The 25558-nt window shown below is 69.9% G+C and carries 21 protein-coding genes; 13 read left to right on the forward strand and 8 right to left on the reverse strand.

Translation table 11 applies throughout. From position 1 onward, the window contains the following. Nucleotides 1-4: 4 nt before the first annotated feature. Nucleotides 5-793, forward strand: coding sequence for a phosphatase (locus TN53_RS25015; protein WP_046260916.1), 789 nt, complete (start codon nt 5-7; stop codon nt 791-793). A 19-nt stretch (nt 794-812) separates the two neighbouring features. On the opposite strand, the gene TN53_RS25020 is transcribed toward TN53_RS25015, so the two are convergent. The 5 genes from TN53_RS25020 to TN53_RS25035 form a co-directional block, all read right to left on the reverse strand. Then, nucleotides 813-1790, reverse strand: a complete 978-nt coding sequence (locus TN53_RS25020) for a cation diffusion facilitator family transporter (RefSeq protein WP_046260882.1) — start codon at nt 1788-1790, stop codon at nt 813-815. Between the two features lie 5 nt (nt 1791-1795). After that, nucleotides 1796-2668: an acyl-CoA thioesterase gene (locus TN53_RS25025; RefSeq protein WP_046260883.1), complete on the reverse strand. Its 873-nt coding sequence runs from the start codon at nt 2666-2668 to the stop codon at nt 1796-1798. Between the two features lie 35 nt (nt 2669-2703). Continuing rightward, complete coding sequence (locus TN53_RS25030) at nt 2704-3861, reverse strand: acyl-CoA dehydrogenase family protein (RefSeq protein ID WP_046260917.1); 1158 nt, start codon at nt 3859-3861, stop codon at nt 2704-2706. 119 nt (nt 3862-3980) lie between these two features. Beyond that, nucleotides 3981-4148: a hypothetical protein gene (locus TN53_RS47415; protein WP_159038192.1), complete on the reverse strand. Its 168-nt coding sequence runs from the start codon at nt 4146-4148 to the stop codon at nt 3981-3983. 668 nt (nt 4149-4816) lie between these two features. After that, nucleotides 4817-5413: a TetR/AcrR family transcriptional regulator gene (locus TN53_RS25035; RefSeq protein WP_046260884.1), complete on the reverse strand. Its 597-nt coding sequence runs from the start codon at nt 5411-5413 to the stop codon at nt 4817-4819. Nucleotides 5414-5499: 86 nt separating this feature from the next. Here TN53_RS25035 and TN53_RS25040 point away from each other — a divergent pair, with 86 nt between their 5' ends. The 4 genes from TN53_RS25040 to TN53_RS25055 are packed head-to-tail and all read left to right on the forward strand — an operon-like array spanning nt 5500 to nt 11154. Next, on the forward strand, nt 5500-7116 hold the full coding sequence (locus TN53_RS25040) for a carboxyl transferase domain-containing protein (protein ID WP_046260885.1): 1617 nt from the start codon (nt 5500-5502) through the stop codon (nt 7114-7116). A gap of 14 nt (nt 7117-7130) precedes the next feature. Further along, entirely contained in the window at nt 7131-9047 is a 1917-nt protein-coding gene (locus tag TN53_RS25045; RefSeq protein ID WP_046260886.1) for a biotin carboxylase N-terminal domain-containing protein, read from the forward strand. Next, nucleotides 9044-9988, forward strand: coding sequence for a hydroxymethylglutaryl-CoA lyase (locus tag TN53_RS25050; RefSeq protein ID WP_063776273.1), 945 nt, complete (start codon nt 9044-9046; stop codon nt 9986-9988). Before TN53_RS25045 ends, TN53_RS25050 begins: the two co-directional genes overlap by 4 nt. Nucleotides 9989-9993: 5 nt before the next feature. Beyond that, nucleotides 9994-11154 (forward strand): acyl-CoA dehydrogenase family protein, encoded by a 1161-nt coding sequence (locus tag TN53_RS25055; protein WP_046260887.1) that lies wholly within the window; start codon nt 9994-9996, stop codon nt 11152-11154. Between the two features lie 37 nt (nt 11155-11191). On the opposite strand, the gene TN53_RS25060 is transcribed toward TN53_RS25055, so the two are convergent. Next, the gene (locus TN53_RS25060) at nt 11192-13120 is read right to left on the reverse strand and encodes a glycosyltransferase family 2 protein (RefSeq protein ID WP_046260888.1); all 1929 of its coding nucleotides are present in this window, start codon (nt 13118-13120) and stop codon (nt 11192-11194) included. Nucleotides 13121-13423: 303 nt separating this feature from the next. Here TN53_RS25060 and TN53_RS25065 point away from each other — a divergent pair, with 303 nt between their 5' ends. From TN53_RS25065 to TN53_RS25090, 6 genes are all read left to right on the forward strand, one after another. Beyond that, nucleotides 13424-14473: an ABC transporter substrate-binding protein gene (locus tag TN53_RS25065; RefSeq protein ID WP_046260889.1), complete on the forward strand. Its 1050-nt coding sequence runs from the start codon at nt 13424-13426 to the stop codon at nt 14471-14473. Nucleotides 14474-14582: 109 nt separating this feature from the next. Beyond that, nucleotides 14583-15449 carry a siderophore-interacting protein gene (locus TN53_RS25070; protein WP_046260890.1) on the forward strand — a complete coding sequence of 289 codons (867 nt, stop codon included), beginning with the start codon at nt 14583-14585 and terminating at the stop codon, nt 15447-15449. 246 nt (nt 15450-15695) lie between these two features. Next, the gene (desA, locus tag TN53_RS25075) at nt 15696-17138 is read left to right on the forward strand and encodes a lysine decarboxylase DesA (protein WP_046260891.1); all 1443 of its coding nucleotides are present in this window, start codon (nt 15696-15698) and stop codon (nt 17136-17138) included. Beyond that, on the forward strand, nt 17122-18399 hold the full coding sequence (locus TN53_RS25080; RefSeq protein WP_046260892.1) for a lysine N(6)-hydroxylase/L-ornithine N(5)-oxygenase family protein: 1278 nt from the start codon (nt 17122-17124) through the stop codon (nt 18397-18399). Before desA ends, TN53_RS25080 begins: the two co-directional genes overlap by 17 nt. Continuing rightward, on the forward strand, nt 18396-18950 hold the full coding sequence (locus TN53_RS25085) for a GNAT family N-acetyltransferase (protein WP_046260893.1): 555 nt from the start codon (nt 18396-18398) through the stop codon (nt 18948-18950). The genes TN53_RS25080 and TN53_RS25085 overlap by 4 nt, the downstream gene beginning before the upstream one ends. Beyond that, nucleotides 18947-20719, forward strand: coding sequence for an IucA/IucC family protein (locus tag TN53_RS25090; RefSeq protein WP_046260894.1), 1773 nt, complete (start codon nt 18947-18949; stop codon nt 20717-20719). Before TN53_RS25085 ends, TN53_RS25090 begins: the two co-directional genes overlap by 4 nt. 158 nt (nt 20720-20877) lie before the next feature. On the opposite strand, the gene TN53_RS25095 is transcribed toward TN53_RS25090, so the two are convergent. Further along, a complete protein-coding gene (locus TN53_RS25095) occupies nt 20878-22404 on the reverse strand; it encodes a beta-N-acetylhexosaminidase (RefSeq protein WP_324609626.1) in 1527 nt (508 codons plus the stop codon). Nucleotides 22405-22596: 192 nt separating this feature from the next. Here TN53_RS25095 and TN53_RS25100 point away from each other — a divergent pair, with 192 nt between their 5' ends. Continuing rightward, nucleotides 22597-23487: a DUF4429 domain-containing protein gene (locus tag TN53_RS25100; RefSeq protein WP_046260896.1), complete on the forward strand. Its 891-nt coding sequence runs from the start codon at nt 22597-22599 to the stop codon at nt 23485-23487. A gap of 48 nt (nt 23488-23535) precedes the next feature. Here TN53_RS25100 and TN53_RS25105 read toward each other — a convergent pair whose 3' ends face one another. Beyond that, nucleotides 23536-25104 (reverse strand): purple acid phosphatase family protein, encoded by a 1569-nt coding sequence (locus tag TN53_RS25105; protein ID WP_046260897.1) that lies wholly within the window; start codon nt 25102-25104, stop codon nt 23536-23538. A 174-nt stretch (nt 25105-25278) separates the two neighbouring features. Between TN53_RS25105 and TN53_RS25110 the strand changes: the two genes are divergently transcribed. After that, a complete protein-coding gene (locus tag TN53_RS25110; protein WP_046260898.1) occupies nt 25279-25536 on the forward strand; it encodes a hypothetical protein in 258 nt (85 codons plus the stop codon). Nucleotides 25537-25558 lie beyond the last annotated feature (22 nt).

The raw sequence follows: 25558 nt of genomic DNA on the forward strand, positions 1-25558 counted from the left end.
CACCATGCCGATACCCGGGACTCCCAGCCGCGCCGAGCTCGTCGACCACCTCGTACGGACCCGCATCGCGGGCGATGTCGCGACGCCCCGCGAGAACAACCTCTCCCACTACCGCCAGCTGGCGAACGGCGTCCGCAACTTCTGGCTCGGCCTGGAGCTCGGCGACCGCTGGGCCGACGAGCAGGACGTGCTCGCGGTGATGGCGGAGCGGGTGGGTGTGAACGACGACCCGGAGTACCGGTACGGCCAGGACACCATCGACCCCGAGCTGACCGTGGACGGCCTCGACCGGATGGCGGCGCGGCTGCGCAAGGCCGCCGACGGCCGGCAGAGTGTCCTGTTCGCCACCGGCCACCCGGGCGGCCTCCTCGAAGTGCACCACTCCACCGCCGCCGCGCTGCGGAGCGCCGGCTGCGAGATCGTCGTCATCCCGGAGGGGCTGCAGACGGACGAGGGCTACGTCATGCAGTTCGCGGACGTGGCGGTCCTGGAGCACGGCGCCTCGCTGTGGCACACCCACTCCGGCGAGCCGATGAAGGCGATCCTCACCGGGCTCGAGCGCGAGGGCCGTCCGCTGCCGGATCTGGTGGTCGCGGACCACGGGTGGGCGGGCTACGCCGGTCAGCACGGCGTCGACTCCCTCGGTTACGCCGACTGCAACGACCCTGCGCTCTTCCTCGCCGAGGCCGAGGGCACCGTCCAGGTGACGGTCCCCCTCGACGACCACGTCATCAGCCCCCGCTACTACGACCCGCTGACGGCGTACCTCCTGGCGGAGGCGGGACTGAAGTAGGCCGGGCCCGGACCCGGCGTCACGGCCAGGGGTTCAGGCCCTCCGTCCGCTGCTGCGCATGCCCCGGCGTCGGGTCCAGGTACACCCTGCTCACACCGGGGAACGCGGCCCGCAGCCGCAGCTCGGCCTGTTCGCAGGCCCACTCGACCTGGGCCGCCGTCGACACGTCCCGGAAGTCGACCTTGGCCGCGACCAGCGCCTCCCGCGGCCCCTGGACCAGGGTGGTCAGCTCCAGCACGGCCTCGATGTGCTCCACCGCCAGCAGCTCGGCCCTGATCCGCTCCCGCATGGGCCGCGGGAGCGGACGGCCGATCAGCAGCTCCGCGTTGGACCGCCCGAGCACCCATGCCACGCAGAGCAGCAGCAGCCCGATGAGCAGCGAGGCGATCCCGTCCCAGACTCCGGAGCCGGTGAGCTCGCCGCCGAGCAGTCCGCCGGCGGCGAGCACGAGCCCGACGAGCGCGGCGGCGTCCTCCAGGACCACGGCCTTCACGGCGGTGTCGGGGGTGTGGCGCAGATAGACCTTGAAGGGCGCCCGGAACCGGGCCGCCTCGCCGCGCGCCTGTCTCACGCCGGTCCGCAGCGAGTAGCCCTCCAGCAGGAAGGCGACGCCGAGCACGATGTACGAGACGAGCGGGTCGCCGAGTTCCTCGCCCGCGACGAGGGTGTGGATGCCGTCGTAGATCGAGAAGACCGCGCCGCCGACGAAGGTGGCGACGGCGGCGAGCATGGCCCAGATGTACCGCTCGGGCCCGTAGCCCAGCGGGTGGTCCTCGTCGGCGGGCTTCTCGCTGCGCTTGAGGGCGGTGAGGAGCAGTACCTCGGTGACCGTGTCGGCGACCGAGTGGGCCGCTTCCGACAGCATCGCGCTCGATCCGCTGATGACACCGGCCACGGCCTTGGCGACCGCGATCCCGAGATTGGCGACGGCGGCGACGATCACCGTGAAGGTGGACTCGCCGCCGCCGTCGTCTTCAGAAGTGCTGCCGTTCGTCATGCCCCTCAGTGTTGCCGGGGTGCGCGGACGACGCCTTCCTGGATCACCGAGATGGCGAGCCGTCCGTCCTGTGTGTAGATGCGGGCCTGGCCGAGACCGCGGCCGCCGTACGCGGACGGCGACTCCTGGTCGTACAGGAGCCACTCGTCGGCGCGGAAGGGCCGGTGGAACCACATCGCGTGGTCGAGGGAGGCGCCCACGACGTCGTGGACCGCCCAGCCGCCGCGGCCGTGCGCGAGCAGGACCGAGTCGAGGAGGGTCATGTCGGAGACGTAGGTGGCGAGGACGACGTGCAGGAGCGGGTCGTCAGCCAGCTTGCCGTTGGTGCGGAACCAGACCTGGGAGTGCGGTTCGCGCGGCTCGCCGAATCTGCCGTACGGCGGCTCGTCGACGTAGCGCAGGTCGATCGCCTCGCGGGTCTCGAGGAACCTCTCGATGACGTCCGGGGCGATGTGGTCGTAGCCGCGCAGCCGCTCCTGCGAGGTGGGGAGGGTGGCCGGGTCGGGGGCGGCCGGGATCGGGATCTGGTGGTCGAAGCCTTCCTCGTACTTCTGGAAGGACGCCGACAGGGCGAATATGGGCTGCCCGTGCTGCACCGCGACCACGCGGCGGGTGGTGAAGGAGCGGCCGTCGTTCATGCGGTCGACCGTGTACACGATGGGGGCGCCCGGGTCCCCCATGCGCAGGAAGTACGCGTGGAGGGAGTGGGCGAGGCGGTCCTCGGGGACCGTCCGCCCCGCGGCGACGAGCGCCTGGGCCGCGACCTGCCCGCCGAAGACACGGGGGACGATGGCGGGCCGGGACCGGCCGCGGAAGATGTTCTCCTCGATCTGCTCGAGGTCGAGCAGATCGAGGAGATTCTGCAGTGCCTGACTCATGCAGTCGTTTCTACTGGTCAGTAATTTCGGGAGCCTTACAGGCCCATGTCCTTGGCGATGATCGTCTTCATGATCTCGCTGGTGCCGCCGTAGATGCGGTTGACGCGGTTGTCCGCGTACAGGCGGGCGATCGGGTACTCGTTCATGAAGCCGTAGCCGCCGTGCAGCTGGAGGCAGCGGTCGATCACACGGTGGGCGACCTCGGTGGCGAACAGCTTGGCGCTGGCGGCCTCGGCGGGGGTCAGCTCGCCCGCGTCCAGGGCCTCCAGGGCGCGGTCCACGACGGCCTCGGCCGCGTCCACCTCGGCCTGACAGGCGGCCAGCTCGAACTTGGTGTTCTGGAACGAGGCGACCGGCTTGCCGAAGACGGTGCGCTCCTGCACGTACTCCTTGGCGAACCGCACCGCGGCCTTGGCCTGCGCGTAGGCGCCGAAGGCGATGCCCCAGCGCTCGGAGGCCAGGTTGTGGCCGAGGTAGTAGAAGCCCTTGTTCTCCTCGCCGAGGAGGTCCTCGACGGGGACCTTCACGTCGACGAACGCCAGCTCGGCGGTGTCGGAGGTCTTCAGGCCGAGCTTGTCGAGCTTGCGGCCGATGGAGTAGCCCTCGGACTTGGTGTCCACCGCGAACAAGGAGATGCCGTGGCGGCGGTCCTCGGCGGTGGGCGCGGCGGTGCGGGCGCAGACGATCACCCGGTCGGCGTGGACGCCGCCGGTGATGAAGGTCTTGGAGCCGTTGAGGACGTAGTGCGTGCCGTCTTCCGACAGCTTGGCGGTGGTCTTCATGCCCGCGAGGTCGGAGCCGGTGCCCGGCTCGGTCATCGCGAGGGCCCACATCTCCTCGGCGGAGACGAACTTCGGCAGGAAGCGCTTCTTCTGCTCGTCGGTGGCGAGCATCTTGATGTACGGCAGTCCGAGCAGGACGTGCACACCGGAGCCGCCGAACTGCACACCCGCGCGCGCGGTCTCCTCGTACATCACCGCCTCGAACTTGTACGAGTCGATGCCCGCGCCGCCGAACTCCTCGTCGACGCGGATACCGAAGACGCCGAGCTCGGCGAGCTTGTAGTAGAAGTCGCGCGGCGCCTGGCCGGCTGCGAACCACTCGTCGTAGACGGGAACGACCTCGGCCTCGATGAAGGCCCGGAGGGTCTCCCGGAACGCCTCGTGGTCCTCGTTGAACACCGTACGGCGCACCGCCGCCACCTCCACCTGGCTCAGGATCACTTGTCTAAGCGCTTGCTCAGACACCAAATGTACCGGCCAGTAGGGACGACCGTCCAGAGGAACCCGTCCGTAACGCTCGTCACGCCGCCTCAGCGGTACCGCACCAGAACCGGCCGTTCGGTGATCCGTACGACGTCCTCGGCGTCCGTCTCGCGCGTGGTGCCGTCGAGGTGGTCGACGCGGTACGCGCCCGTGCCCGCCGGGACGTCCGCCGTGCCGGAGAGGGTCCAGCGGACCCGCGAGGCACCTCCCGGCACTGGCCAAGACCGTCACCGACCGCACCAGCGGGGCCATGGCCATCCGCACCGTGATCGACGAACTCGAAGCGGGCGCCGTCATCACCCCCGCGCCGAAGACCCGCCGCACGGACCGGTCCAAGACCGGACCCACCCGGCGACACCCAGCACGTCCGACGCCCAGGCGACGCCGGACACCCTCCCCCGCCGGACCCTCGGGTCCGGCGGGCCGGCGTCCGGAGGGACACGCTCACACGGACCAAAGACGGCTGCCCCGCGCAGCCGACCGGCACCAGGGCGTGACGACGATCAGCACACCCATCAGCCGACACCGGCCGCGAGGAACAGCGCTGGGCGCGGGCTTCCACCTGCACGCCCACACCACGCCTCCACGATGGGCAGAACCCGAGCCAGACACTACGTCTGACATGAGATCTCCAAGCTGATCAGAGACGCTTGTCCCGACACGTCTGCGTCATTCCTGGTCATCGGTGTGGCGGAGGTCCCACGACGAGACGGGACGTGCTCCCCCTGGCCATGGGGGCGGCCGACTCGGCACCATGATCACACCGGGCCGACAGGGAGGGGATGCCGGTCCGGCTCTGCTTCACCGACCGGGTCGTGGCGGTTCACGCGACGACCTGACCCGTCGGCGCAGGGCGAGCCACCCATCGCCCCCCGCCGGCGGGTCACTCCGTCCCCGCCGCCGCGAACGCCCCCCGGGCCATGCGGTGCAGCAGCTCGCCCGTGGCACCGCGGCCCGGCAGGGACCCCGGGCGGCCGAGATGCGGCGTCGAGTTCAGCAGTCCGAACACCGAGTGCACCGCCGAGCGGGCCGTGGGTTCCGTCAGGACCGGGTACACCTCGCGCACCACCTCCACCCACAGCTCGACGTACTGCCGCTGAAGCTGGCGTACGAGCTTGCGGTCGCTGTCCCTCAGCCGGTCCAGCTCCCGGTCGTGGAGCGTGATCAGGGGCCGGTCGTCCAGGGCGAAGTCGATGTGGCCCTCGACCAGCGAGTCGAGGACGTCCTCCGCGGAGCCTCCGTCGACCTCCGCCAGCCGGCGCCTCGCGCCCCTGAGCAGCTGCTCGCTGATCCCCACCAGCAGCTCGGCGAGCATCGCGTCCTTGCCCGCGAAGTGGCGGTACAGCCCGGGTCCGCTGATGCCGACCGCGGCGCCTATCTCGTCCACGCCGACACCGTGGAAGCCACGCTCGGCGAAGAGTCGAGCGGCTTCCTTGAGGATCTGCTCGCGGCGGGTGGGGGCGTCGGTTCTGGTGGCCATGGAGGCAATTCTAGACAGGGAGGTTAGCGCTCGTTAACCTGGAGGACATACGTTAACGCTCATTAACAAGGTGAGGGGATCGCGGGATGCATCAGGCACCGGAGCTTCACAGCGCGGCGGACCCCGCGTCGGAGGCCTGGCGGGCCAATGAGCGGGGCCACCGAAAGCTCGTCGAGGAGCTGCGCGACAAGCTCGCCGCCGCCCGGCTCGGCGGCGGTGAGAAGGCACGTGCCCGGCACACCGCGCGCGGCAAGCTGCTGCCCCGGGACCGGGTCGACCACCTCCTCGATCCCGGTTCCCCCTTCCTGGAGCTCGCCCCCCTCGCCGCCGACGGGATGTACGAGGGCCAGGCCCCGGCCGCCGGTGTCATCGCCGGGATCGGGCGGGTCAGCGGGCGCGAGTGCGTGATCGTCGCCAATGACGCGACCGTCAAGGGCGGCACGTACTACCCGATGACCGTGAAGAAGCATCTGCGGGCCCAGGAGGTCGCCCTGGAGAACCGGCTCCCCTGTCTCTATCTCGTGGACTCCGGGGGTGCCTTCCTGCCGATGCAGGACGAGGTCTTCCCGGACCGTGAGCACTTCGGCCGGATCTTCTTCAACCAGGCCCGGATGTCCGGCGCGGGCATCCCGCAGATCGCTGCCGTCCTCGGCTCCTGCACCGCCGGCGGGGCGTACGTGCCCGCCATGAGCGACGAGGCCGTCATCGTCCGGAACCAGGGGACGATCTTCCTCGGCGGACCTCCGCTGGTGAAGGCCGCCACCGGTGAGGTCGTCACCGCCGAGGAGCTGGGCGGCGGCGAGGTGCACTCCCGGATCTCCGGCGTCACCGACCACCTCGCCGAGGACGACGCCCACGCCCTGCGGATCGTGCGGAACATCGCCGCGACCCTCCCCGCGCGCGGGCCGATGCCCTGGTCCGTGGAGCCGGCGGAGGAACCCAAGGTCGACCCGTACGGGCTGTACGGCGCCGTGCCCGTCGACTCCCGTACCCCCTACGACGTGCGCGAGATCATCGCCCGCATCACCGACGGCTCCCGTTTCTCGGAGTTCAAGGCCGAGTTCGGGCAGACCCTGGTCACCGGCTTCGCCCATGTCCACGGCCACCCGGTGGGCATCGTCGCCAACAACGGCATCCTCTTCTCCGAGTCCGCCCAGAAGGGCGCCCACTTCATCGAGCTGTGCGACCAGCGCGGCATCCCGCTGCTCTTCCTCCAGAACATCTCCGGGTTCATGGTGGGGCGTTCGTACGAAGCCGGCGGCATCGCCAAGCACGGCGCCAAGATGGTCACGGCCGTCGCCTGCACGCGCGTGCCCAAGCTGACCGTCGTCGTCGGCGGGTCGTACGGCGCCGGGAACTACTCCATGTGCGGCCGGGCCTACTCCCCCCGCTTCCTGTGGATGTGGCCCAACGCCAAGATCTCGGTCATGGGCGGCGAGCAGGCCGCCTCGGTCCTCGCGACCGTCAAGCGGGACCAGCTGGAGGCGCGCGGCGAGGAATGGGCCGCCGCGGAGGAAGAGACCTTCAAGGACCCGATCCGTGCGCAGTACGAGCGTCAGGGGAACGCTTACTACGCGACGGCCCGCCTGTGGGACGACGGGGTCATCGACCCCCTGGAGACCCGTCAGGTGCTGGGACTGGCCCTGACCGCCTGCGCCAACGCGCCGCTGGGTGACCCCCAGTTCGGCGTCTTCCGGATGTGAGGGACTTCCAAACGATGTTCGACACAGTGCTTGTCGCCAACCGGGGCGAGATCGCGGTCCGCGTCATCCGCACCCTGCGCTCGATGGGGGTGCGGAGCGTCGCCGTCTTCTCCGACGCGGACGCCGACGCCCGGCACGTCCGGGAGGCCGACACCGCCGTACGGATCGGTCCGGCCCCGGCGTCCGAGAGCTATCTGTCCGCCGAGCGGCTGCTGGAGGCGGCCGCCCGGACCGGCGCCCAGGCGGTGCACCCCGGGTACGGCTTCCTCGCGGAGAACGCCGCCTTCGCGCGCGCCTGCGCCGACGCCGGGCTGGTCTTCATCGGACCGCCCGCCGACGCCATCGCCCTCATGGGCGACAAGATCCGCGCCAAGGAGACGGTCGAGGCGGCGGGCGTCCCCGTGGTCCCCGGCGGCCGCGACCCCGAACTGGCGGACGCCGCCCGCGCCCTGGGCGCCCCGGTCCTGCTGAAGCCCTCCGCCGGCGGTGGCGGCAAGGGCATGCGCCTGGTCCGGGACCTCGACCTCCTGGACGAGGAGATCGCCGCCGCCCGCCGTGAGGCCCGCACCTCCTTCGGCGACGACACCCTCCTCGTCGAGCGGTGGGTCGACCGCCCCCGGCACATCGAGATCCAGGTCCTGGCGGACGGCCACGGCAACGTCATCCACCTCGGCGAACGCGAGTGCTCCCTCCAGCGCCGCCACCAGAAGATCATCGAGGAGGCGCCCTCGGTACTGCTGGACGACAAGACCCGCGCCGCGATGGGCGAGGCGGCGGTCCAGGCGGCCCGGTCCTGCGGCTACCGGGGCGCGGGCACGGTGGAGTTCATCGTGCCGGGCGGCGATCCCTCGTCGTACTACTTCATGGAGATGAACACCCGCCTCCAGGTGGAACACCCGGTCACCGAGCTCATCACCGGCCTGGACCTGGTGGAGTGGCAGCTGCGGGTCGCGGCGGGCGAGCGGCTGGCCTTCGGCCAGGAGGACGTCACGCTGACCGGGCACGCGATCGAGGCACGGATCTGCGCGGAGGACCCCTCCCGCGGGTTCCTCCCCTCCGGCGGCACGGTCCTCAGGCTGTCCGAGCCCCAGGGCGACGGCGTCCGCACCGACTCCGGGCTCAGCGAGGGCACCGAGGTCGGGAGCCTGTACGACCCGATGCTGAGCAAGGTGATCGCGTACGGCCCCGACCGTGCGACCGCGATCCGCAAGCTCCGGGCCGCCCTCGCCGGGACGGTCACGCTGGGCGTGCAGACGAACGCCGGGTTCCTGCGGCGGCTGCTGGGCCATCCGGCGGTCGTGGCGGGCGAGTTGGACACCGGGCTGGTGGAGCGGGAGGTGGCGGGACTCGTCGCGGTCGACGTGCCGGAGGAGGTGTACGAGGCGGCGGCGGCGGTACGGCTGGACGCGCTGCGCCCGCACGGCGACGGCTGGACGGACCCGTTCTCGGTGCCGAGCGGCTGGCGCCTGGGCGGGACCCCGAAGCCCGTCGGTTTCCCTCTGCGGGTGCAGGACCCGGTGGAGTACGCCCCACGCGGCACCGCCACCGTCACGGAGGACCGGGTCTGCGTCACCCTCGACGGCGTGCGCCACACCTTCCACCGGGCCGCCGACTGGGTGGGCCGCGACGGCGACGCCTGGCATGTGCGCGACCACGACCCGGTGGCCGCCTCGCTCACCGGGGCCGCGCACGCGGGCGCCGACTCGCTCACGGCGCCCATGCCGGGGACGGTGACGGTGGTGAAGGTCGCTGTGGGGGACGAGGTGACCGCGGGACAGAGCCTGCTGGTGGTGGAGGCGATGAAGATGGAGCACGTCATCTCCGCCCCACACGCCGGCACGGTCGCCGAACTGGACGTGGCACCGGGCTCGACGGTCGTCATGGACCAGGTGCTCGCTGTGATCGCACCTCACGAGGAGGCGACGGAATGACACACCCCCTGGCACTGCCCATGGTCGTACCGGAGAAGGGCCTGCCCGCCCGGGTCCGCATCCACGAGGTCGGCGCGCGTGACGGCCTGCAGAACGAGAAGGGCACCGTCCCGACGCAGGTCAAGGCGGAGTTCATCCGCCGCCTCGCCGACGCGGGCCTGACGACGATCGAGGCCACCAGTTTCGTCCACCCGAAGTGGGTGCCCCAACTGGCCGACGCGGAGGAGCTGTTCCCGCAGATCGCCCACGTTCCGGTGGACCTCCCGGTCCTGGTGCCGAACGAACGCGGCCTGGACCGCGCCCTGGCACTGAAGGCGACCCGCGTCGCCGTCTTCGCGAGCGCCAGCGAGTCCTTCGCCAAGGCCAACCTCAACCGCACGATGGACGCGGCACTGGCGATGTTCGCGCCCGTGGTGACGCGGGCGAAGGAGGCCGGCGTCCATGTCCGCGGCTATCTGTCGATGTGCTTCGGCGACCCGTGGGAGGGTCCGGTCCCCGTCCAGCAGGTGGTGGACGTCTGCCGGACGCTGCTGGACATGGGCTGCGACGAGCTGAGCCTGGGCGACACGATCGGCGTGGCGACACCGGGACATGTCCGGGCCCTGCTGACCGAACTGACCGGCCAAGGCGTCCCCGTGGAGCTCCTGGGCGTGCACTTCCACGACACCTACGGCCAGGCCCTCGCCAACACCTACGCCGCCCTCCAGCACGGCGTCACCACGGTCGACGCCTCCGCGGGCGGCCTCGGCGGCTGCCCGTACGCCAAGTCCGCCACCGGCAACCTCGCCACCGAAGACCTCGTGTGGATGCTGCGGGGGCTCGGCATCGACACCGGAGTCGACCTCGACCGTCTCGTCGCCACCAGCGTCTGGATGGCCGAACAACTGGGCCGACCCAGCCCGTCCCGCACCGTACGAGCCCTGTCCCACAAGGAGCAGTGACCGCAATGGACCACCGACTCTCCCCCGAGCTCGAAGAACTCCGCCGTACGGTCGAGGCGTTCGCGCACGACGTCGTGGCGCCGAAGATCGGCGAGTACTACGAGCACCACGAGTTCCCGTACGAGATCGTCCGCGAGATGGGCCGCATGGGCCTGTTCGGCCTGCCCTTCCCGGAGGAGTACGGCGGCATGGGCGGCGACTACCTGGCGCTGGGCGTGGCCCTGGAGGAACTGGCCCGGGTCGACTCCTCGGTCGCCATCACCCTGGAGGCGGGGGTGTCGCTGGGCGCCATGCCGTTCCACCTCTACGGAACCGAGGCACAGAAGCGGGAGTGGCTGCCCCGGCTCTGCTCGGGCGAGATCCTGGGCGCGTTCGGCCTGACGGAGCCGGACGGCGGCAGTGACGCGGGGGCGACGCGTACGACGGCCCGGCTGGACCCGGAGACGGACGAGTGGGTGATCAACGGCACGAAGTGCTTCATCACCAACTCGGGCACGGACATCACGGGTCTGGTGACCGTGACGGCGGTGACGGGCCGCAAGCCGGACGGCAAGCCGCTGATCTCGTCGATCATCGTCCCGTCGGGCACCCCCGGCTTCACGGTGGCGGCCCCCTACTCCAAGGTCGGCTGGAACGCCTCGGACACCCGCGAGCTGTCCTTCGCGGACGTCCGCGTGCCCGCGGCGAACCTCCTGGGCGAACAGGGCCGTGGGTACGCCCAGTTCCTGCGCATCCTCGACGAGGGCCGCATCGCGATCGCGGCGCTGGCGACGGGGCTGGCGCAGGGGTGTGTGGACGAGTCGGTGAAGTACGCGAAGGAGCGGCACGCCTTCGGCCGGCCGATCGGTGCGAACCAGGCCATCCAGTTCAAGATCGCCGACATGGAGATGAAGGCCCACACGGCCCGACTCGCCTGGCGCGACGCGGCCTCCCGCCTGGTCTCGGGCGAGCCCTTCAAGAAGGAGGCGGCCCTCGCGAAGCTCTACTCGTCGACGGTCGCGGTGGACAACGCCCGGGACGCCACGCAGGTCCATGGCGGCTATGGCTTCATGAACGAATACCCGGTGGCCCGCATGTGGCGGGACTCCAAGATCCTGGAGATCGGGGAGGGCACGAGTGAGGTGCAGCGGATGCTGATCGCACGGGAGTTGGGGCTGGTGGGCTGAGCGCGTGCCGACCCACTGAGGGCGGGTCGGCACTGCCCTACCTGCCCAGGCGCCGGCGCACCCGCCGGACCTGAGGGTTGTCGCCGACCGCGTCCAGGAACCGACGGCCCCTGCCGGCCTGGTGGGCCGGGCCCTCCAGCCGCAGCAGGGTGCCGTCGCGGACCTCGGCGTACGCGAGCGGGGTGTCCGCCTTCGGGAGGGTGACCGGGTGGCGTCCGTCGGGGAGCTTCCTGAGGCTTGCGGGCAGGCGCAGCCGTGCCGTGCCGTCGACGCCGGGGAGCAGTTCGGCCGCGATCGTCAGGGTGGACACGGTGACCTCGACGGGCAACGGGTCGCCGGGCGCCGCCGCCATGTACGGCAGTCCGAGCGACCGCCGGGCGCGCGCGGGGTTCGCGCCGACGAGGTCTGCCGTGTCGGGACCGAGCCGGCGCTGGCGCTGGTCCACATCCAGGGCGAGCTGCCCCTTGACCGTCCAGTACGGCAGGGACAGGCGCCCGCCGGTCAGCGCCGGCCCCACGGCGGGGGCGCCCGGCTCGCCGTCCCCGGTGACGCGCAGTATCCGCTCGACGCCCAGCAGCTGGACGTACGCCCACACGTCGTGGACCCCGCGTTGCAGCGGTCGACCGCCGGCCAGCCGCTCCGGGTCGAGGCGCAGCCGCCCGGACGCGACGAGCTGGGACCGTCCCTCTCCGAGAGACCTCAGCCGCACCTCCAGTTCGCCCTCCGGGTACCACCAGTCCTCCCGGTCCCGGTCCTTGACGACCAGTTCCGCGTACGCCAGCCGGAAGGGGTCACGGACCTCCCAGCCGTCCTCCGTTCCCGGGACGCCGTCCAGCAGCGCGGGGTCCAGCCACCGCTTCCCGTCCCGTTCGACGAGGACGAGCGGCTCGCCGTCGCCGCGCAGCAGGTCGAGCGTGACGTCGCCGACGAGACGGCCGTCCTCCCACCGCAGTCCACCGACGCGGCTGCGGGCCTTGATGTCGCGGATCCGCTCGGCGAGGGCTTGCGCCCCGGCGAAGTCACCGCCCTCGAGCAGCTCGGCCCGCAGCCGGGACACGGCAGGCAGGCCTTCCCGCACGGCCGCCGGGAACTCCGCCAGCGCCAGCTCCCGGGCCGCCTCGAACCGCCGGCGCTGCTCGGCCGGGTCCTCGCGCAGGATCTCGGGCTCACGGGCCCGGGAGAGGATCTCGATGTGGTAGAGGCGGTGCAGCAGCCGGTTCTGGAGCGCGTCGATGTCGTCGGAGGGAGTGGTCCCGTCCTTGATCTGGCGGACGACGGTGCGGCAGTTGGGCCAGAATCCGTGCCGCGGGTTGAACCGGTGCTGGGTGTTGTTGCCGCCGTCGTCCCGCTTCATCCAGTAGTAGGAGGGGTAGTCGGCGAGGACCGAGATCCGTTCCGCTTTGAGATAGGCGGCGCTGACGAAGAGAAGGTCCTCCAGAATCCAGGGCCCCTCGGGGAACCGCAGCCCGTGCTCCTCGGCGAAGGCCCGCCGGAACATCTTGTGCGGCGACAGGCTCTGCATGAGCTCGTCGTTCTCGATCGTGCAGGCGTCCACGGTGTACCGGAACAGCCGCCGGGGTCGCACTATCGTGCTGGACATCTTGCCGATCACCACGTCGGCGTCGTTCCGCTTCGCGTGCTCGTACAGCCGCTCCAGGGCCTCGGGCCCGAGCGTGTCGTCGTGGTCGACGAACTGGATGTACTCACCCTTGGCATGCCGTATGCCGTGGTTGCGCGGGGCCCCGGGCCATCCCGAGTTCGGCCGGGTGTGCACCTGGACGTTCGGGTGTGCGGCCGCGATCTTCTCCAGTCGGCCCAGGGTGTCGTCCGTCGAACCGTCGTCGACGTAGATGACCTCGTACTCATCGGCGGGGAGGCTCTGGCCCAGCAGCGAGGGCGCGCACTCGTCGAGGTATTTCCCGGTGTTGTAGACAGGAACGATGACGCTGACCTTGGTTCTCAGCATTCCCCGGACTTTACTGCGGATCGAGGTTCCGGCCGTGGACGGTGGAGGCCGGGGAGTTCCGGCGCCACGGCGGGGCGGGGAGCGGTGGCGCCTCCGGCATGGTTCTTGACCAGGAGTCAGGGTCGCCCAACAGGCATCGATTTCAAGGGAGTTGGGTCGCACGGACCTCGACAGCCCACGCCACAGGGCTCTCACAGCTCCCGATCGAAGGGGCCCGACCCCTGGACAAGATCTGAGGTTAGGCTAACCTACATTCGAACTTGTCCGGCGGGCGCTCCGCCCCGTTCGAAAGCAGCCACACACATGTCCAACGCCAGAGCCACCCACCTCACCCGCCGCGGCATCCTCGCCGCGGGCGGCGCCCTCGGCCTCGGTGCCGTGCTCGCAGCCTGCGGCGACGACGACGCGAAAAGCGGTGGCTCTGACACGGAGACGACCGCCGCGAAGAAGTCCGGTCCCTGGACGTTCAAGGACGACCGTGGCACCGAGGTGAAGCTCGACAAGATCCCCGCGAACATCGTCGCGTTCACCGGTGTCGCCGCCGCGCTGTACGACTACGGCATCTCCGTCAAGGGCGTCTTCGGCCCGACCAGGACCACCGACGGCAAGGCCGACGTTCAGGCCGGCGACATGGACATCTCCAAGGTCGAGATCCTCGGCAACGTGTGGGACCAGTTCAACGTCGAGAAGTACGCCGCCCTCGCCCCGGACGTCCTCATCACCACGATGTTCGACGACGCCGGCACCCTCTGGTACGTCCCCGCGGCCTCCGCGGACAAGATCGCCAAGCTCGCCCCGAGCGTCGGCATCTCCGTCTACGACCGCCAGATCACCGAGCCGCTGCAGCGCGTGTGGGAGCTCGCGGAGTCGCTGGGCGCCGACATGACGGCCGCCTCCGTCACCGACGCCAAGAAGAAGTTCGAGGCCGCGGCCACCCGGCTGCGCGCCGCCGCGAAGGCGAAGCCCGAGATCAAGGTGCTGGCCGGTTCCGCCAGCCAGGACATCTTCTACGTCTCCGGCACCAACCTCTCCATCGACCTGGAGTACTTCAAGGCCCTCGGCGTGAACTTCGTCGAGCCCTCGGAGAAGGCCAAGGCGAAGGGTGGCGGCTGGTACGAGTCGCTCAGCTGGGAGAACGTCGACAAGTACAAGGCCGACATCATCATGATGGACGACCGCTCCTCGACGATCCAGCCGGCCGACATCACCGAGGCCACCTGGAAGAAGCTGCCCGCGGTCAAGGCCGGGCAGGTCATCTCCCGTTCGCCCGAGCCGATCCTGTCGTACGACAAGTGCACGCCGCTTCTCGAGACGCTCGCCGAGGCGCTGGAGAACGCCAAGAAGGTCAGCTGAAAAACGGGGCTTGATGTAGCGGGTGAGCTGCCGGCCGTCTGTGGCTGGTCGCGCAGTTCCCCGCGCCCCTGAAAAGCATCCCCTCGCCCCCTGATCAGGAGCGCACCCCATGACCACCGCCGTCGCCGCCCCCTTCCGGTTCTTCTCCCTCCAGGTCGTGCGGACGCGGCGACTGTCGCCGTCCCTGGTCCGGGTCACCTTCGCCGGGGACGAACTGCGGGAGTTCCACTCCCTCGGTTGCGACCAGTCGCTGTCGCTCTTCATCCCCGCCGAGGGACAGACCGAGCCCCATGTACCGATCGAGCTCGGCGACGGATGGTGGCAGGCGTGGCGTGAACTCCCCGACGACGTACGGGCCGTGATGCGCTCGTACACGCTGCGCGCCCTGCGCCGGGAACCCGACGAGATCGACATCGACTTCGTGCTGCACGGTGTCGAGCCCGGCGCCGCCACCCCGGCCGGCCCCGCCTCCCGGTGGGCCGCCGATGCCGGTGCCGGTGACCGGGTGCTGCTGCTGGGTCCGGCGATCGCCGACAACCGTGCCATCCGGTTCCGGCCGCCGCTGGACGCCGACCTCGTCGTCGTCTGGGGCGACGAGACCGCCGTACCGGCCGCCTCCGCGATCGTCGAGTCGCTGCCCGCCGGCACCCGTGCCCGCGTCTGGCTCGAGGTGCAGCACGCCGAGGACATCCAGGATCTGGTGACCGAGGCCGACGCCGAGGTCACCTGGCTCGTCCGGGACCACCATCAGGACGAGCCCGGCGTCGAGGGGTCCCCCATGGCCCTCGGCGCCATCAGAGACGCTCAACTGCCGGACGCCGAGCACCCGTACGTCTGGATCGCGGGTGAGTCCGGCAGCGTCAAGGCGCTGCGCCGGCATTTCGTGGGTGAGCGGGGCATCGACCGCCGCAGCGTCACCTTCGTCGGCTACTGGCGTCAGGGGCTGACCGAGGAGCAGCTCCGCGCCGCGGAGTAACCCACCGAGCGACACCCACCGCTGTACGCCCGACTCCCCTGCGTACGGCGGTGACTGCTGTGCCCGCTGCGTCTGCTGTGTCGATAGGGCCGACTGCGGCCGGAGTGACCGTAGTCACGGTTGATGCCACGTTTTACCTTGCGTTACTTAGGTTAGGCTAACCTAAGTAACGCGAAGCGAGATCGAAGATCGCGTCCCCACCCCCGTCCGACCCGCACGGACTGCTCCCCCCGGAGGACCCCCACCATGCGCTCGCACCTGCTCAATGACACGACCGCGGAGCAGTACCGCCGCTCCGTGACCGAAGGAGTAGAGCGGGTGGCAGCCAAACTCGCCGCCACCGACCGTCCGTTCACGGGTGTCACCGTCGACGCCCTCGCCCCGACGATCGACGCGATCGACCTCGACAAGCCGCTGCTCGACACCGCCGCGGCCCTCGACGAGCTGGAGGATGTCTACCTCCGCGACGCGGTCTACTTCCACCACCCGCGCTACCTCGCCCACCTCAACTGCCCGGTCGTCATACCGGCGGTGCTCGGCGAGGCGATCCTCTCCGCGGTCAACTCCTCCCTGGACACCTGGGACCAGTCGGCCGGCGGCACCCTCATCGAGCGCAAACTGATCGACTGGACGAACGCGCGGCTCGGCCTCGGACCGAACGCCGACGGCGTGTTCACCTCCGGCGGCTCCCAGTCCAACCTCCAGGCCCTCCTCCTCGCCCGCGAGGAGGCCAAGACGGACTCCTTCGCGAAACTGCGTATCTTCGCCTCCGAGGTCAGCCACTTCAGCGTGAAGAAGTCCGCGAAGTTGCTGGGCCTCGCCCAGGACGCCGTGGTCTCCATCCCGGTCGACCAGAACAAGCGCCTGCAGACCGTCGCGCTCGCCCACGAGTTGGAGCGCTGCAAGGCGGACGGCCTCGTCCCCATGGCCGTCGTCGCCACCGCCGGCACCACCGACTTCGGCTCCATCGACCCGCTGCCCGAGATCGCCGAGCTGTGCGAGCAGTACGGCGCCTGGATGCACGTCGACGCCGCCTACGGCTGCGGACTGCTCGCCTCGGTGAAGTACCGCGGCCGCATCGACGGCATCGAGCGCGCGGACTCGGTCACCGTCGACTACCACAAGTCCTTCTTCCAGCCGGTGAGTTCGTCCGCCGTGCTGGTCCGGGACGCGGCCACCCTGCGCCACGCGACCTACCACGCGGAGTACCTCAACCCCCGCCGTATGGTCACCGAGCGCATCCCCAACCAGGTCGACAAGTCCCTCCAGACGACCCGGCGCTTCGACGCCCTCAAGCTGTGGATGACCCTGCGGGTGATGGGCGCCGACGGCATCGGGCAGCTCTTCGACGAGGTGTGCGACCTGGCCGTCGAGGGCTGGCAACTCCTCGCCGCCGACCCGCGCTACGACGTGGTCGTCGAGCCCACGCTCTCCACCCTCGTCTTCCGCTACATCCCCGCCGCCGTGACCGACCCGGCCGAGATCGACCGCGCCAACCTGTACGCCCGCAAGGCCCTGTTCGCCTCCGGCGACGCGGTGGTCGCGGGCACCAAGGTCCAGGGCCGCCACTACCTGAAGTTCACCCTGCTCAACCCCGAGACGACGACCGACGACATCGCCGCCGTCCTCGACCTGATAGCCGGCCACGCCGAGCAGTACCTGGGAGAGTCCCTTGACCGCGCGTCCTGAAAACCCGAGCAAAGCCTACGACTTCGTGGGCATCGGGCTCGGCCCGTTCAACCTCGGCCTCGCCTGTCTGACCGAGCCCATCGACGAACTCGACGGTGTCTTCCTGGAGTCGAAGCCCGACTTCGAGTGGCACGCCGGCATGTTCCTCGAAGGCGCCCACCTCCAGACGCCGTTCATGTCGGACCTGGTGACGCTGGCGGACCCGACCTCGCCGTACTCCTTCCTGAACTACCTGAAGGAGAAGGGCCGGCTGTACTCGTTCTACATCCGCGAGAACTTCTACCCGCTGCGCGTCGAGTACGACGACTACTGCCGCTGGGCCGCGAACAAGCTGAACAGTGTCCGCTTCAGCACGACGGTCGCGGAGGTCACGTACGAGAACGACCGGTACGTCGTGACGACCACGGCCGGCGACACCTACCGCGCCCGCCGGCTCGTCCTCGGGACCGGCACCTCCCCGCACTACCCGCAGGCCGTCCAGGGTCTCGGCGGCGACTTCTTCCACAACTCCCGCTACATGCAGAACAAGGCGGAGCTCCAGAAGAAGGACTTGATCACGATCGTCGGCTCCGGCCAGTCCGCCGCCGAGATCTACTACGACCTCCTCGCCGAGATCGACGTGTACGGCTACCGGCTGAACTGGGTGACGCGCTCCCCCCGCTTCTTCCCCCTCGAATACACCAAGCTCACGCTGGAGATGACCTCCCCGGAGTACATCGACTACTACCGCGAGCTGCCGGAAGCCACCCGCTACCGGCTCACGGCCCAGCAGAAGGGCCTGTTCAAGGGCATCGACGGCGATCTCATCAACGAGATCTTCGACCTGCTCTACCGGAAGAACCTCGGCGGGCCCGTCCCCACACGGCTGCTCACCAACTCCTCGCTGAACAGCGCGGAGTACGAGAACGGCACGTACACCCTCTCCTTCCGCCAGGAGGAGCAGGAGAAGGACTACGACCTTCAGACGCAGGGCCTGGTCCTGGCCACCGGCTACAAGTACGCCGAGCCGGAGTTCCTGACCCCCGTCAAGGACCGGCTGCGCTACGACACGCAGGGCAACTTCGACGTCGCCCGCAACTACTCGATCGACACCACGGGCCGCGGCGTCTTCCTGCAGAACGCCGGTGTGCACACCCACAGCATCACCTCGCCCGACCTGGGCATGGGCGCGTACCGCAACGCCTACATCATCCGTGAGCTGCTCGGCACCGAGTACTACCCGGTCGAGAAGACCATCGCGTTCCAGGAGTTCTCCGTATGACCACCCCCCACACCTTCGACTTCCGCCCGCTCGACCCGCTCAAGGACGCCGAGCTCCTGCACGGCTGGGTCACCCACCCCAAGGCCGCGTTCTGGATGATGCAGGACGCGAAACTGGAGGACGTCGAGCGCGCCTACATGGAGATAGCCGCCGACGAGCACCACCACGCGCTGGTGGGTCTCGACGCGTACGGCGTCCCCGTCTTCCTGATGGAGAAGTACGACCCCGCCCACCGCGAGCTGGTCGGCCTGTACGAGCCGCAGCCGGGCGATGTCGGCATGCACTTCCTCACCCCGGCGACCGACACCCCCGTCCACGGGTTCACCCGGTCCGTGATCACCGCCGTGATGGCCCACCTCTTCGAGGACCCGGCGACCGTCCGTGTCGTGGTCGAGCCGGACGTCTCCAACAAGGCTGTCCACGCCCTGAACGAGGCCGTCGGGTTCGTGCCCGAGCGGGAGATCCAGAAGCCCGAGAAGACGGCGCTGTTGAGTTTCTGCACGCGCGAACAGTTCCGCGCGGCGACGAGCAAGGCGGGGGTGTCCGCATGACCCTCGCCGACGCCGTCGCCCACCTCTCCCCCGAGCGCTGGGAGCAGGCCAACCGCCTCCTCATCCGCAAAGCCCTCGCCGAGTTCGCCCACGAGCGGCTCATCACGCCCGAGGCCACCGCCGACGGCCGCTTCGAGGTCCGCAGCGACGACGGTCTGACCCGCTACGGGTTCACCGCCACGCGTCGCGCCCTCGACCACTGGCAGGTCGACGCCGACTCGATCACCCGTCACCGAGACGGCGTCGACCGCCCCCTCGCCGCGCTGGACTTCTTCATCGAGCTGAAGAAGGCGCTGGGCCTGAGCGACGAGATCCTGCCGGTCTACCTGGAGGAGATCTCCTCCACCCTCTCCGGCACCTGCTACAAGCTCACCAAGCCGCAGCTCCCGGTCGCCGAGCTCGTCCGCTCGGACTTCCAGGCCATCGAGACCGGCATGACCGAGGGCCACCCCTGCTTCGTCGCCAACAACGGACGGCTCGGCTTCGGCATCCACGAGTACCTGTCGTACGCCCCGGAGACGGCGAGCCCGGTCCGCCTGGTGTGGCTGGCCGCGCACCGCTCGCGCGCCGCGTTCACGGCCGGTGTCGGGATCGAGTACGAGACCTTCGTACGGGACGAGTTGGGCGCGCAGACCGTCGAGCGCTTCCACGACAAGCTCGCCGCCGAGGGCCTCGACCCGGCCGACTACCTCTTCATCCCCGTCCACCCCTGGCAGTGGTGGAACAAGCTCTCCGTCACCTTCGCCGCCGAGGTCGCCCGCCGGCACCTGGTCTGCCTCGGTGAGGGCGACGACGAGTACCTGGCCCAGCAGTCCATCCGGACCTTCTTCAACACGTCGCACCCCGAGAAGCACTACGTGAAGACGGCCCTGTCCGTGATCAACATGGGCTTCATGCGCGGACTCTCGGCCGCGTACATGGAGGCGACCCCGGCGATCAACGACTGGCTCGCCCAACTCATCGACAACGACCCGGTGTTGAAGTCGACGGGCCTGTCGATCATCCGCGAGCGCGCGGCCGTCGGCTACCGGCACCTCGAGTACGAGGCGGCGACCGACCGCTACTCGCCGTACCGCAAGATGCTGGCCGCCCTGTGGCGGGAGAGCCCGGTGGTTTCCCTCCAGGACGGCGAGTCGCTGGCGACGATGGCCTCCCTCGTCCACGTCGACCACGAGGGGAAGTCCGTCGCCGGCGCCCTGATCGAGCAGTCGGGCCTGACGCCCACACAGTGGCTGCGCCGCTATCTGACGGCGTACTTCACGCCGCTGCTGCACAGCTTCTACGCCTACGACCTGGTCTACATGCCGCACGGCGAGAACGTGATCCTCGTCCTGAAGGACGGCGCCGTGCAGCGCGCGATCTACAAGGACATCGCCGAGGAGATCGCGGTCATGGACGTCGACGCGGTCCTGCCGCCGACGGTCGAGCGACTGCGCGTGGACGTGCCGGAGGACAAGAAGCTCCTCTCGATCTTCACGGACGTCTTCGACTGCTTCTTCCGCTTCCTCGCCGCGAACCTCGCCGCCGAGGGAATCGTGGCGGAGGACGACTTCTGGCGAACGGTCGCCGACATCACCCGCGAGTACCAGGCCTCGCTGCCCGAACTCGCCGACAAGTTCCGGCAGTACGACATGTTCGCCCCGGAGTTCGCGCTGTCCTGCCTCAACCGGCTCCAGCTGCGCAACAACCAGCAGATGGTGGACCTGGCCGACCCGGCGGGCGCACTTCAGCTCGTCGGCAACCTGAAGAACCCGATCGCCGGGTTCTGACCCAGAGACAGACGGGCGCCCCGGGGTACGGTCCCCCGGGGCGCCCGTCGGCACATCCAAGGGGCCTCAGCGGCGACGCGCCCCAAAGGGGCGCGGGGCTGTGTCGATCTGCGGCTCCGCCGCGGGGCGCGACCAGCCCCCACCGGCCCGCAGACGAATCACCAAGGAACCTGCGGCGACCGATAGAAGTCGATGCCGAGCGCCTCCCACCTCGGAGCCTGCGCGGCAAGCCGCACCTTGTAGGCATCCCAGTCATGCGTGGAAGCCGGCGACCACCCCAACTCAGCCGCCCCCGCCAACCTCGGAAACGCCATGTACTCGATGTCGTCGGACTTGGTGATCGTCTCCGTCCACAACGGCGCCTCGACCCCCCGGATCGCCGAACCGGGCACCCCCGGCAGATAGTTGCCCGGATCCCAGTCGTACGCCCGCTTCACCTCCACCAGCCCCGCCCAGTCCAGCCCCAACGGCGTCTCCGCGCTGTACTTCATGTCGAGATAGATACGGTCGGCGGGCGACAGCACGATCCCGGTCCCGGCCCGCGCGGCGGCCGCCACCCGCTCCTTCTCCTCCGCACCGGTGTCGTCCAGCCCCCAGTACTGAGCCACCGCGCCCTTCGCCGGGGTCGCCCCGGTCAGCTGATGCCAACCCACCACGGTCTTCCCGTACTTGGCGACCACCGGCTGCACCCGGTCCATGAACTTCACATAGTCCTCGTGACTTGTGGAGTGCGCCTCGTCCCCGCCGATGTGCAGATACCGGCCCGGCGTGAGCGCGGCGAGCTCCCGGATCACGTCGTCCACGAAGTCGTACGTGATCTCCTTCGACACACACAGCGAGCTGAAGCCGACCTCGGTACCGGTGTACAACGGCGGCGCCACGCCGTCGCAGTTGAGCTCGGCGTAGGAGGCGAGGGCCGCGTTGGTGTGGCCCGGCATGTCGATCTCGGGGACTACCTCCAGATAGCGGGAGGCGGCGTACCGGACGATCTCCTGGTAGTCGGCCTTGGTGTAGTGGCCGCCGGGGCCGCCGCCGACCTGTGTGGAGCCGCCGTAGGGGGCGAGGCGCGGCCAGGAGTCGATGGCGATCCGCCAGCCCTGGTCGTCGCTCAGGTGCAGATGCAGCTTGTTGACCTTGTACAGGGCGAGTTGGTCGACGTATCGCTTGACCTGGTCGACGGTGAAGAAGTGCCGGGACACGTCCAGCATCGCGCCGCGCCAGCCATAGCGCGGGGTGTCCTTGATCGTGCCGCCGGCGACCAGCCACGGTCCCGGCTGCACCGAGTCCTTCTCGACGGCGGCCGGGAGGAGCTGGCGCAGGGTCTGGACACCGTGGAAGAGGCCCGCGGGCTGGGCTGCGGTGATGGTGACGCCCTTGGCACCACTGTCGAGGCGGTAGCCTTCGGCGCCGAACGGCCCCTTGGCCAGGCGCAGTCGGATGCCGCCCTTGCCCTGGGAGGTGACCGGCAGCGGATAGCCGGTCGAGGGGCGCAGCACGTCCGCCACGTATTCGCCGATACGGCGGACCGCACGGGAGTCGTCGACGCGGATGCGGGTGGCGCGGGTGATGCGGTACGGCGGTCCGCCCGGCTCGGCCGAGGCGGGCGCCGGGACGATCTCACCGAGCGGCCGGACCGCCTCCGGCGCGGGGGCCGCTCCGGTGACGAAAGTGCCCGCGGCCGCCATGAGCAGCAACGAGCCGAACAGCCGGGTCAGACGGGGAGTTGGTCCGTGGTGCGGTCTCACATCTGGCTCCCTTCACCCTGAATTGGTAGAGACCACCTTGCCATGCGCCCCGTCGGCAACCCAGACCCACAGCCCCGTCACAGGCGGAGCCGGGGCACTGGGCAACCGGGTCGGGAATGCCAGACTTTGCCCATGGCGGAAATCATCCAGAAGGACGGCACCTGGACCTTCGACGGCGACGCCCTGCGGCTGACCCCGGGGCGCGACAAGAACGTCAGCCTGTTCCGCAAGACCTTGGGTGAACTGGTCGTCCCGCTGGGCGCGTTGGCGGGCGTCTCGTTCGAGCAGGGCCGCAAGGCCGGGCGGCTCAGGTTACGGCTGCGCGACGGCGCCGACCCGCTGCTGCACGCCACCGGCGGCCGGCTGACCGAGCCCAACGACCCGTACCAGCTGTTCGTCGAGCCCGACCGCTACGGCGTCGCCGAGTACTTCGTGGACGAGGTCAGGAACGCCCTGCTGCTCGACCAGGTCCCGTCCGCGCCGGTCGCCGAGTATCTGCTGCCGGGCCCGGCCGTCCCGCTGTCGGTGTCCGCCGGGGACGGCACCGCCGGCTTCGACGGCGAGCACATCCGGCTGGAGTGGAACTGGAAGACGGAGGACGCCAAGGCCGCCGCCGGCATCCGCACCCTCGCCGTCAGCGACCTCGACGCCGTGGAGTGGCACCCGGCGGTCGGCCTGGAGAACGGCTGCCTCCGCTTCAGCGTGAGGAACGCGCCCACCAAGGCGCCCCCGAAGTACGACCCCAACTCGGTGGAGCTGTGGGGCTTCAAGAAGGACCCGCTGATGGCCCTGATCGCGGCGGCCGTCCAGGCCAGGCTTCCTCACCCGGCCAGGGCGGCCACGGACGTACGGGACGCACGCGAGCAACGACCGGAACTGCCCTCCGCTCCGGTCGCGTCCACCGAGGACGACCACGACGCCCTCCTGCGCCGCCTGCGCGAGCTCGGCGAGCTGCGCCGCACGGGTGTGCTGACGGACGAGGAGTTCACGCTGGCCAAACAGGCGGTCCTCAAGCGGATGTGATCCCCTCGGGCTCCACGGGCACCCCACAGGCTCCACGGGTCCCTCGGGCTACTTGGCCTTGCGGGCCACCGTGAAGCGGTCGACCTCCTCGCCCGTCTCGGCGATGCCGCGCACTGTCAGCGTGGCCGTGCGGCCCTTGGCCGCGGGCGTGACGTCGACGCGCAGGAACGAGTAGTCGAGGTAGCGCACCCGGGACCAGGTGACGGTCTCGTTCTGCTTGCCGTCCTTGGTGTTGATGAACGAGGCGACGGACTCGACCTCGTTCACATTCCCCTCGTAGGACTCCGCCGCGCTGAACGCGTACAGACTGCGGCCCGCCGCACCCGCCGTCACGTACACCACGCCCTCGCTCTCGGGGTACGCCGTGCCGCCGATCGGCAGCTTCTTGGCGACCTCGCCCGCCTTGATGACGTCGGTGCGCTCGTACTGGTGGTTGTGGCCGTTGATGACCAGGTCCACCGTGTACTTCTCGAACAGCGGCACCCACTCCTGGCGCACGCCCCCCTCCGAGGCGTGCGCGGTGGAGGTGCAGTAGGCGCAGTGGTGGAAGAAGATCACGACGAAGTCGATGTCGTGCGCCGCCCGGAACTTCTTGAGCTGCGCCTCCAGCCACGTGGTCTGGGTGCCGCCGGAGAGGCCGAGGTTGGCCGGGATCTCGTAGGAGATGTCGTTGGCGTCGAGCGAGATGACCGCGGTGTTGCCGTAGACGAAGGAGTAGACGCCCGGGAGGTTCTTGGCGTCGGGCCCGTTGGCGGGGAGGTTCCAGCGGGCCTCCTCGCCGCCGTAGCCGTTGGGCGAGTACCAGGCCTCCATGTCGTGGTTGCCGTACGCCGGCATCCACGGCACGGACTTGGCGACGGACTCGGTCTGGGCCAGGAACTGGTCCCACACGCGCGAGTCGAAGCCGGTGTCGGCGGTCTTGCCCTGGCCCGCCGGGTCGGCGTACGCGATGTCGCCGGCGTGGAGGTGGAAGGCGGGGTTCTGGCCCAGGAGCAGGCTGTTGTTGGCGAGGCCGTGGTAGCCGACGCCCTCGTCGCCGAAGGCGGTGAAGGTGAACGGCTTCTTGTGCGCGGGGGCGGTGGTGAAAGTGCCGAGGGTGCCCAGGAGGTGCGGCTCGGCGGGGTCGAAGCCCTGGTGGCCGACGCCGTAGTAGTACGTCCTGCCGGGCTTGAGCCGGCTCAGCTCGGCGTGCACGTAGTACTGCGTGTGGTCGCCGCTCGCGCCGACGCCGGCCGGTGTGTAGAGCGTGCGGACCTCGGCCTCGATCTTGCGGGAGAGGTCCCAGGGGTGGGCGCCGATGCGGAGGAAGGGCTTCTTGACGGCGACCGGGACCTGCCAGGAGACGGTGAGCTCGGTGCGCGGGTCGGCGCCGAAGGCGAGGTGGCGGCCGAAGGGGGCGACGAGGGAGCCGTCGACCGTCTCGGTGCGCGGCCTGGCCGAAGGGGTGGCCAGGGGTGTCGCCTGTGCGGTGGCGCCCGGCACGAACACGCCGCCCGCGACGGCGCCCAGCGTGACGGCGCCGCCTCTGATCATCGTGCGCCGGGAGAATCTGGCGCGCAGGTACTCGTGCTGCTCGGCCATGCTCATGCGCTCGGCGAGCTGCTCGGGTACGCCCATACGAGGAATGTCCATGGCTCCACAAGCTGCTGGTCGGACACATCGGCCCGGGGAACAGCCTGCCAACGGACTCCCATGGGCAACCCATAAGTGTTCTAAGTGCCCGAACAGCCTCCTGCCCGAAATCGGGCAGGATTCTTGCGAAAGGCGTGCCCGTCCTTCAGGATCTACCGGGTGCACGACGAACTTGTTGATCATCTGACGCGGTCCACGCCCCTCCAGCGGGGCGAGGCGCTGCGGGTGATCCAGGACGTGCTCGCCTACTTCGACGAGACGACCGAGGACTACGTCCGTCGCCGCCACCGCGAACTCCAGGCCCAGGGCCTGGTGAACGCGCAGATCTTCGAACGGGTCGAGGCGGACTTGAAATACCGGGCGGTCGCGCCGCCGGAGCTTACGCTCAGGCAGCTGCGCCGCATCGTCTACGGCTGAGTCGCTACGACCGGGGAACGGA

Source organism: Streptomyces sp. WM6386, from assembly GCF_000972385.1.
Classification (GTDB): Bacteria; Actinomycetota; Actinomycetes; order Streptomycetales; family Streptomycetaceae; genus Streptomyces.

What these genes read in the sequence shown, in the direction of transcription:
- TN53_RS25050 (WP_063776273.1), top strand. Translation starts at nt 9,044, where the DNA reads ATGACACACCCCCTGGCACTGCCCATGGTCGTACCGGAGAAGGGCCTG.
- TN53_RS25105 (WP_046260897.1), bottom strand. Translation starts at nt 25,104, where the DNA reads ATGGGCGTACCCGAGCAGCTCGCCGAGCGCATGAGCATGGCCGAGCAG.
- TN53_RS25090 (WP_046260894.1), top strand. Translation starts at nt 18,947, where the DNA reads ATGACCCTCGCCGACGCCGTCGCCCACCTCTCCCCCGAGCGCTGGGAG.
- TN53_RS25040 (WP_046260885.1), top strand. Translation starts at nt 5,500, where the DNA reads ATGCATCAGGCACCGGAGCTTCACAGCGCGGCGGACCCCGCGTCGGAG.
- TN53_RS25085 (WP_046260893.1), top strand. Translation starts at nt 18,396, where the DNA reads ATGACCACCCCCCACACCTTCGACTTCCGCCCGCTCGACCCGCTCAAG.
- TN53_RS25025 (WP_046260883.1), bottom strand. Translation starts at nt 2,668, where the DNA reads ATGAGTCAGGCACTGCAGAATCTCCTCGATCTGCTCGACCTCGAGCAG.
- TN53_RS25100 (WP_046260896.1), top strand. Translation starts at nt 22,597, where the DNA reads ATGGCGGAAATCATCCAGAAGGACGGCACCTGGACCTTCGACGGCGAC.
- TN53_RS25095 (WP_324609626.1), bottom strand. Translation starts at nt 22,404, where the DNA reads ATGGCGGCCGCGGGCACTTTCGTCACCGGAGCGGCCCCCGCGCCGGAG.
- TN53_RS25045 (WP_046260886.1), top strand. Translation starts at nt 7,131, where the DNA reads ATGTTCGACACAGTGCTTGTCGCCAACCGGGGCGAGATCGCGGTCCGC.
- desA (WP_046260891.1), top strand. Translation starts at nt 15,696, where the DNA reads ATGCGCTCGCACCTGCTCAATGACACGACCGCGGAGCAGTACCGCCGC.
- TN53_RS25070 (WP_046260890.1), top strand. Translation starts at nt 14,583, where the DNA reads ATGACCACCGCCGTCGCCGCCCCCTTCCGGTTCTTCTCCCTCCAGGTC.
- TN53_RS25065 (WP_046260889.1), top strand. Translation starts at nt 13,424, where the DNA reads ATGTCCAACGCCAGAGCCACCCACCTCACCCGCCGCGGCATCCTCGCC.
- TN53_RS25035 (WP_046260884.1), bottom strand. Translation starts at nt 5,413, where the DNA reads ATGGCCACCAGAACCGACGCCCCCACCCGCCGCGAGCAGATCCTCAAG.
- TN53_RS25060 (WP_046260888.1), bottom strand. Translation starts at nt 13,120, where the DNA reads ATGCTGAGAACCAAGGTCAGCGTCATCGTTCCTGTCTACAACACCGGG.
- TN53_RS25015 (WP_046260916.1), top strand. Translation starts at nt 5, where the DNA reads ATGCCGATACCCGGGACTCCCAGCCGCGCCGAGCTCGTCGACCACCTC.
- TN53_RS25020 (WP_046260882.1), bottom strand. Translation starts at nt 1,790, where the DNA reads ATGACGAACGGCAGCACTTCTGAAGACGACGGCGGCGGCGAGTCCACC.
- TN53_RS25055 (WP_046260887.1), top strand. Translation starts at nt 9,994, where the DNA reads ATGGACCACCGACTCTCCCCCGAGCTCGAAGAACTCCGCCGTACGGTC.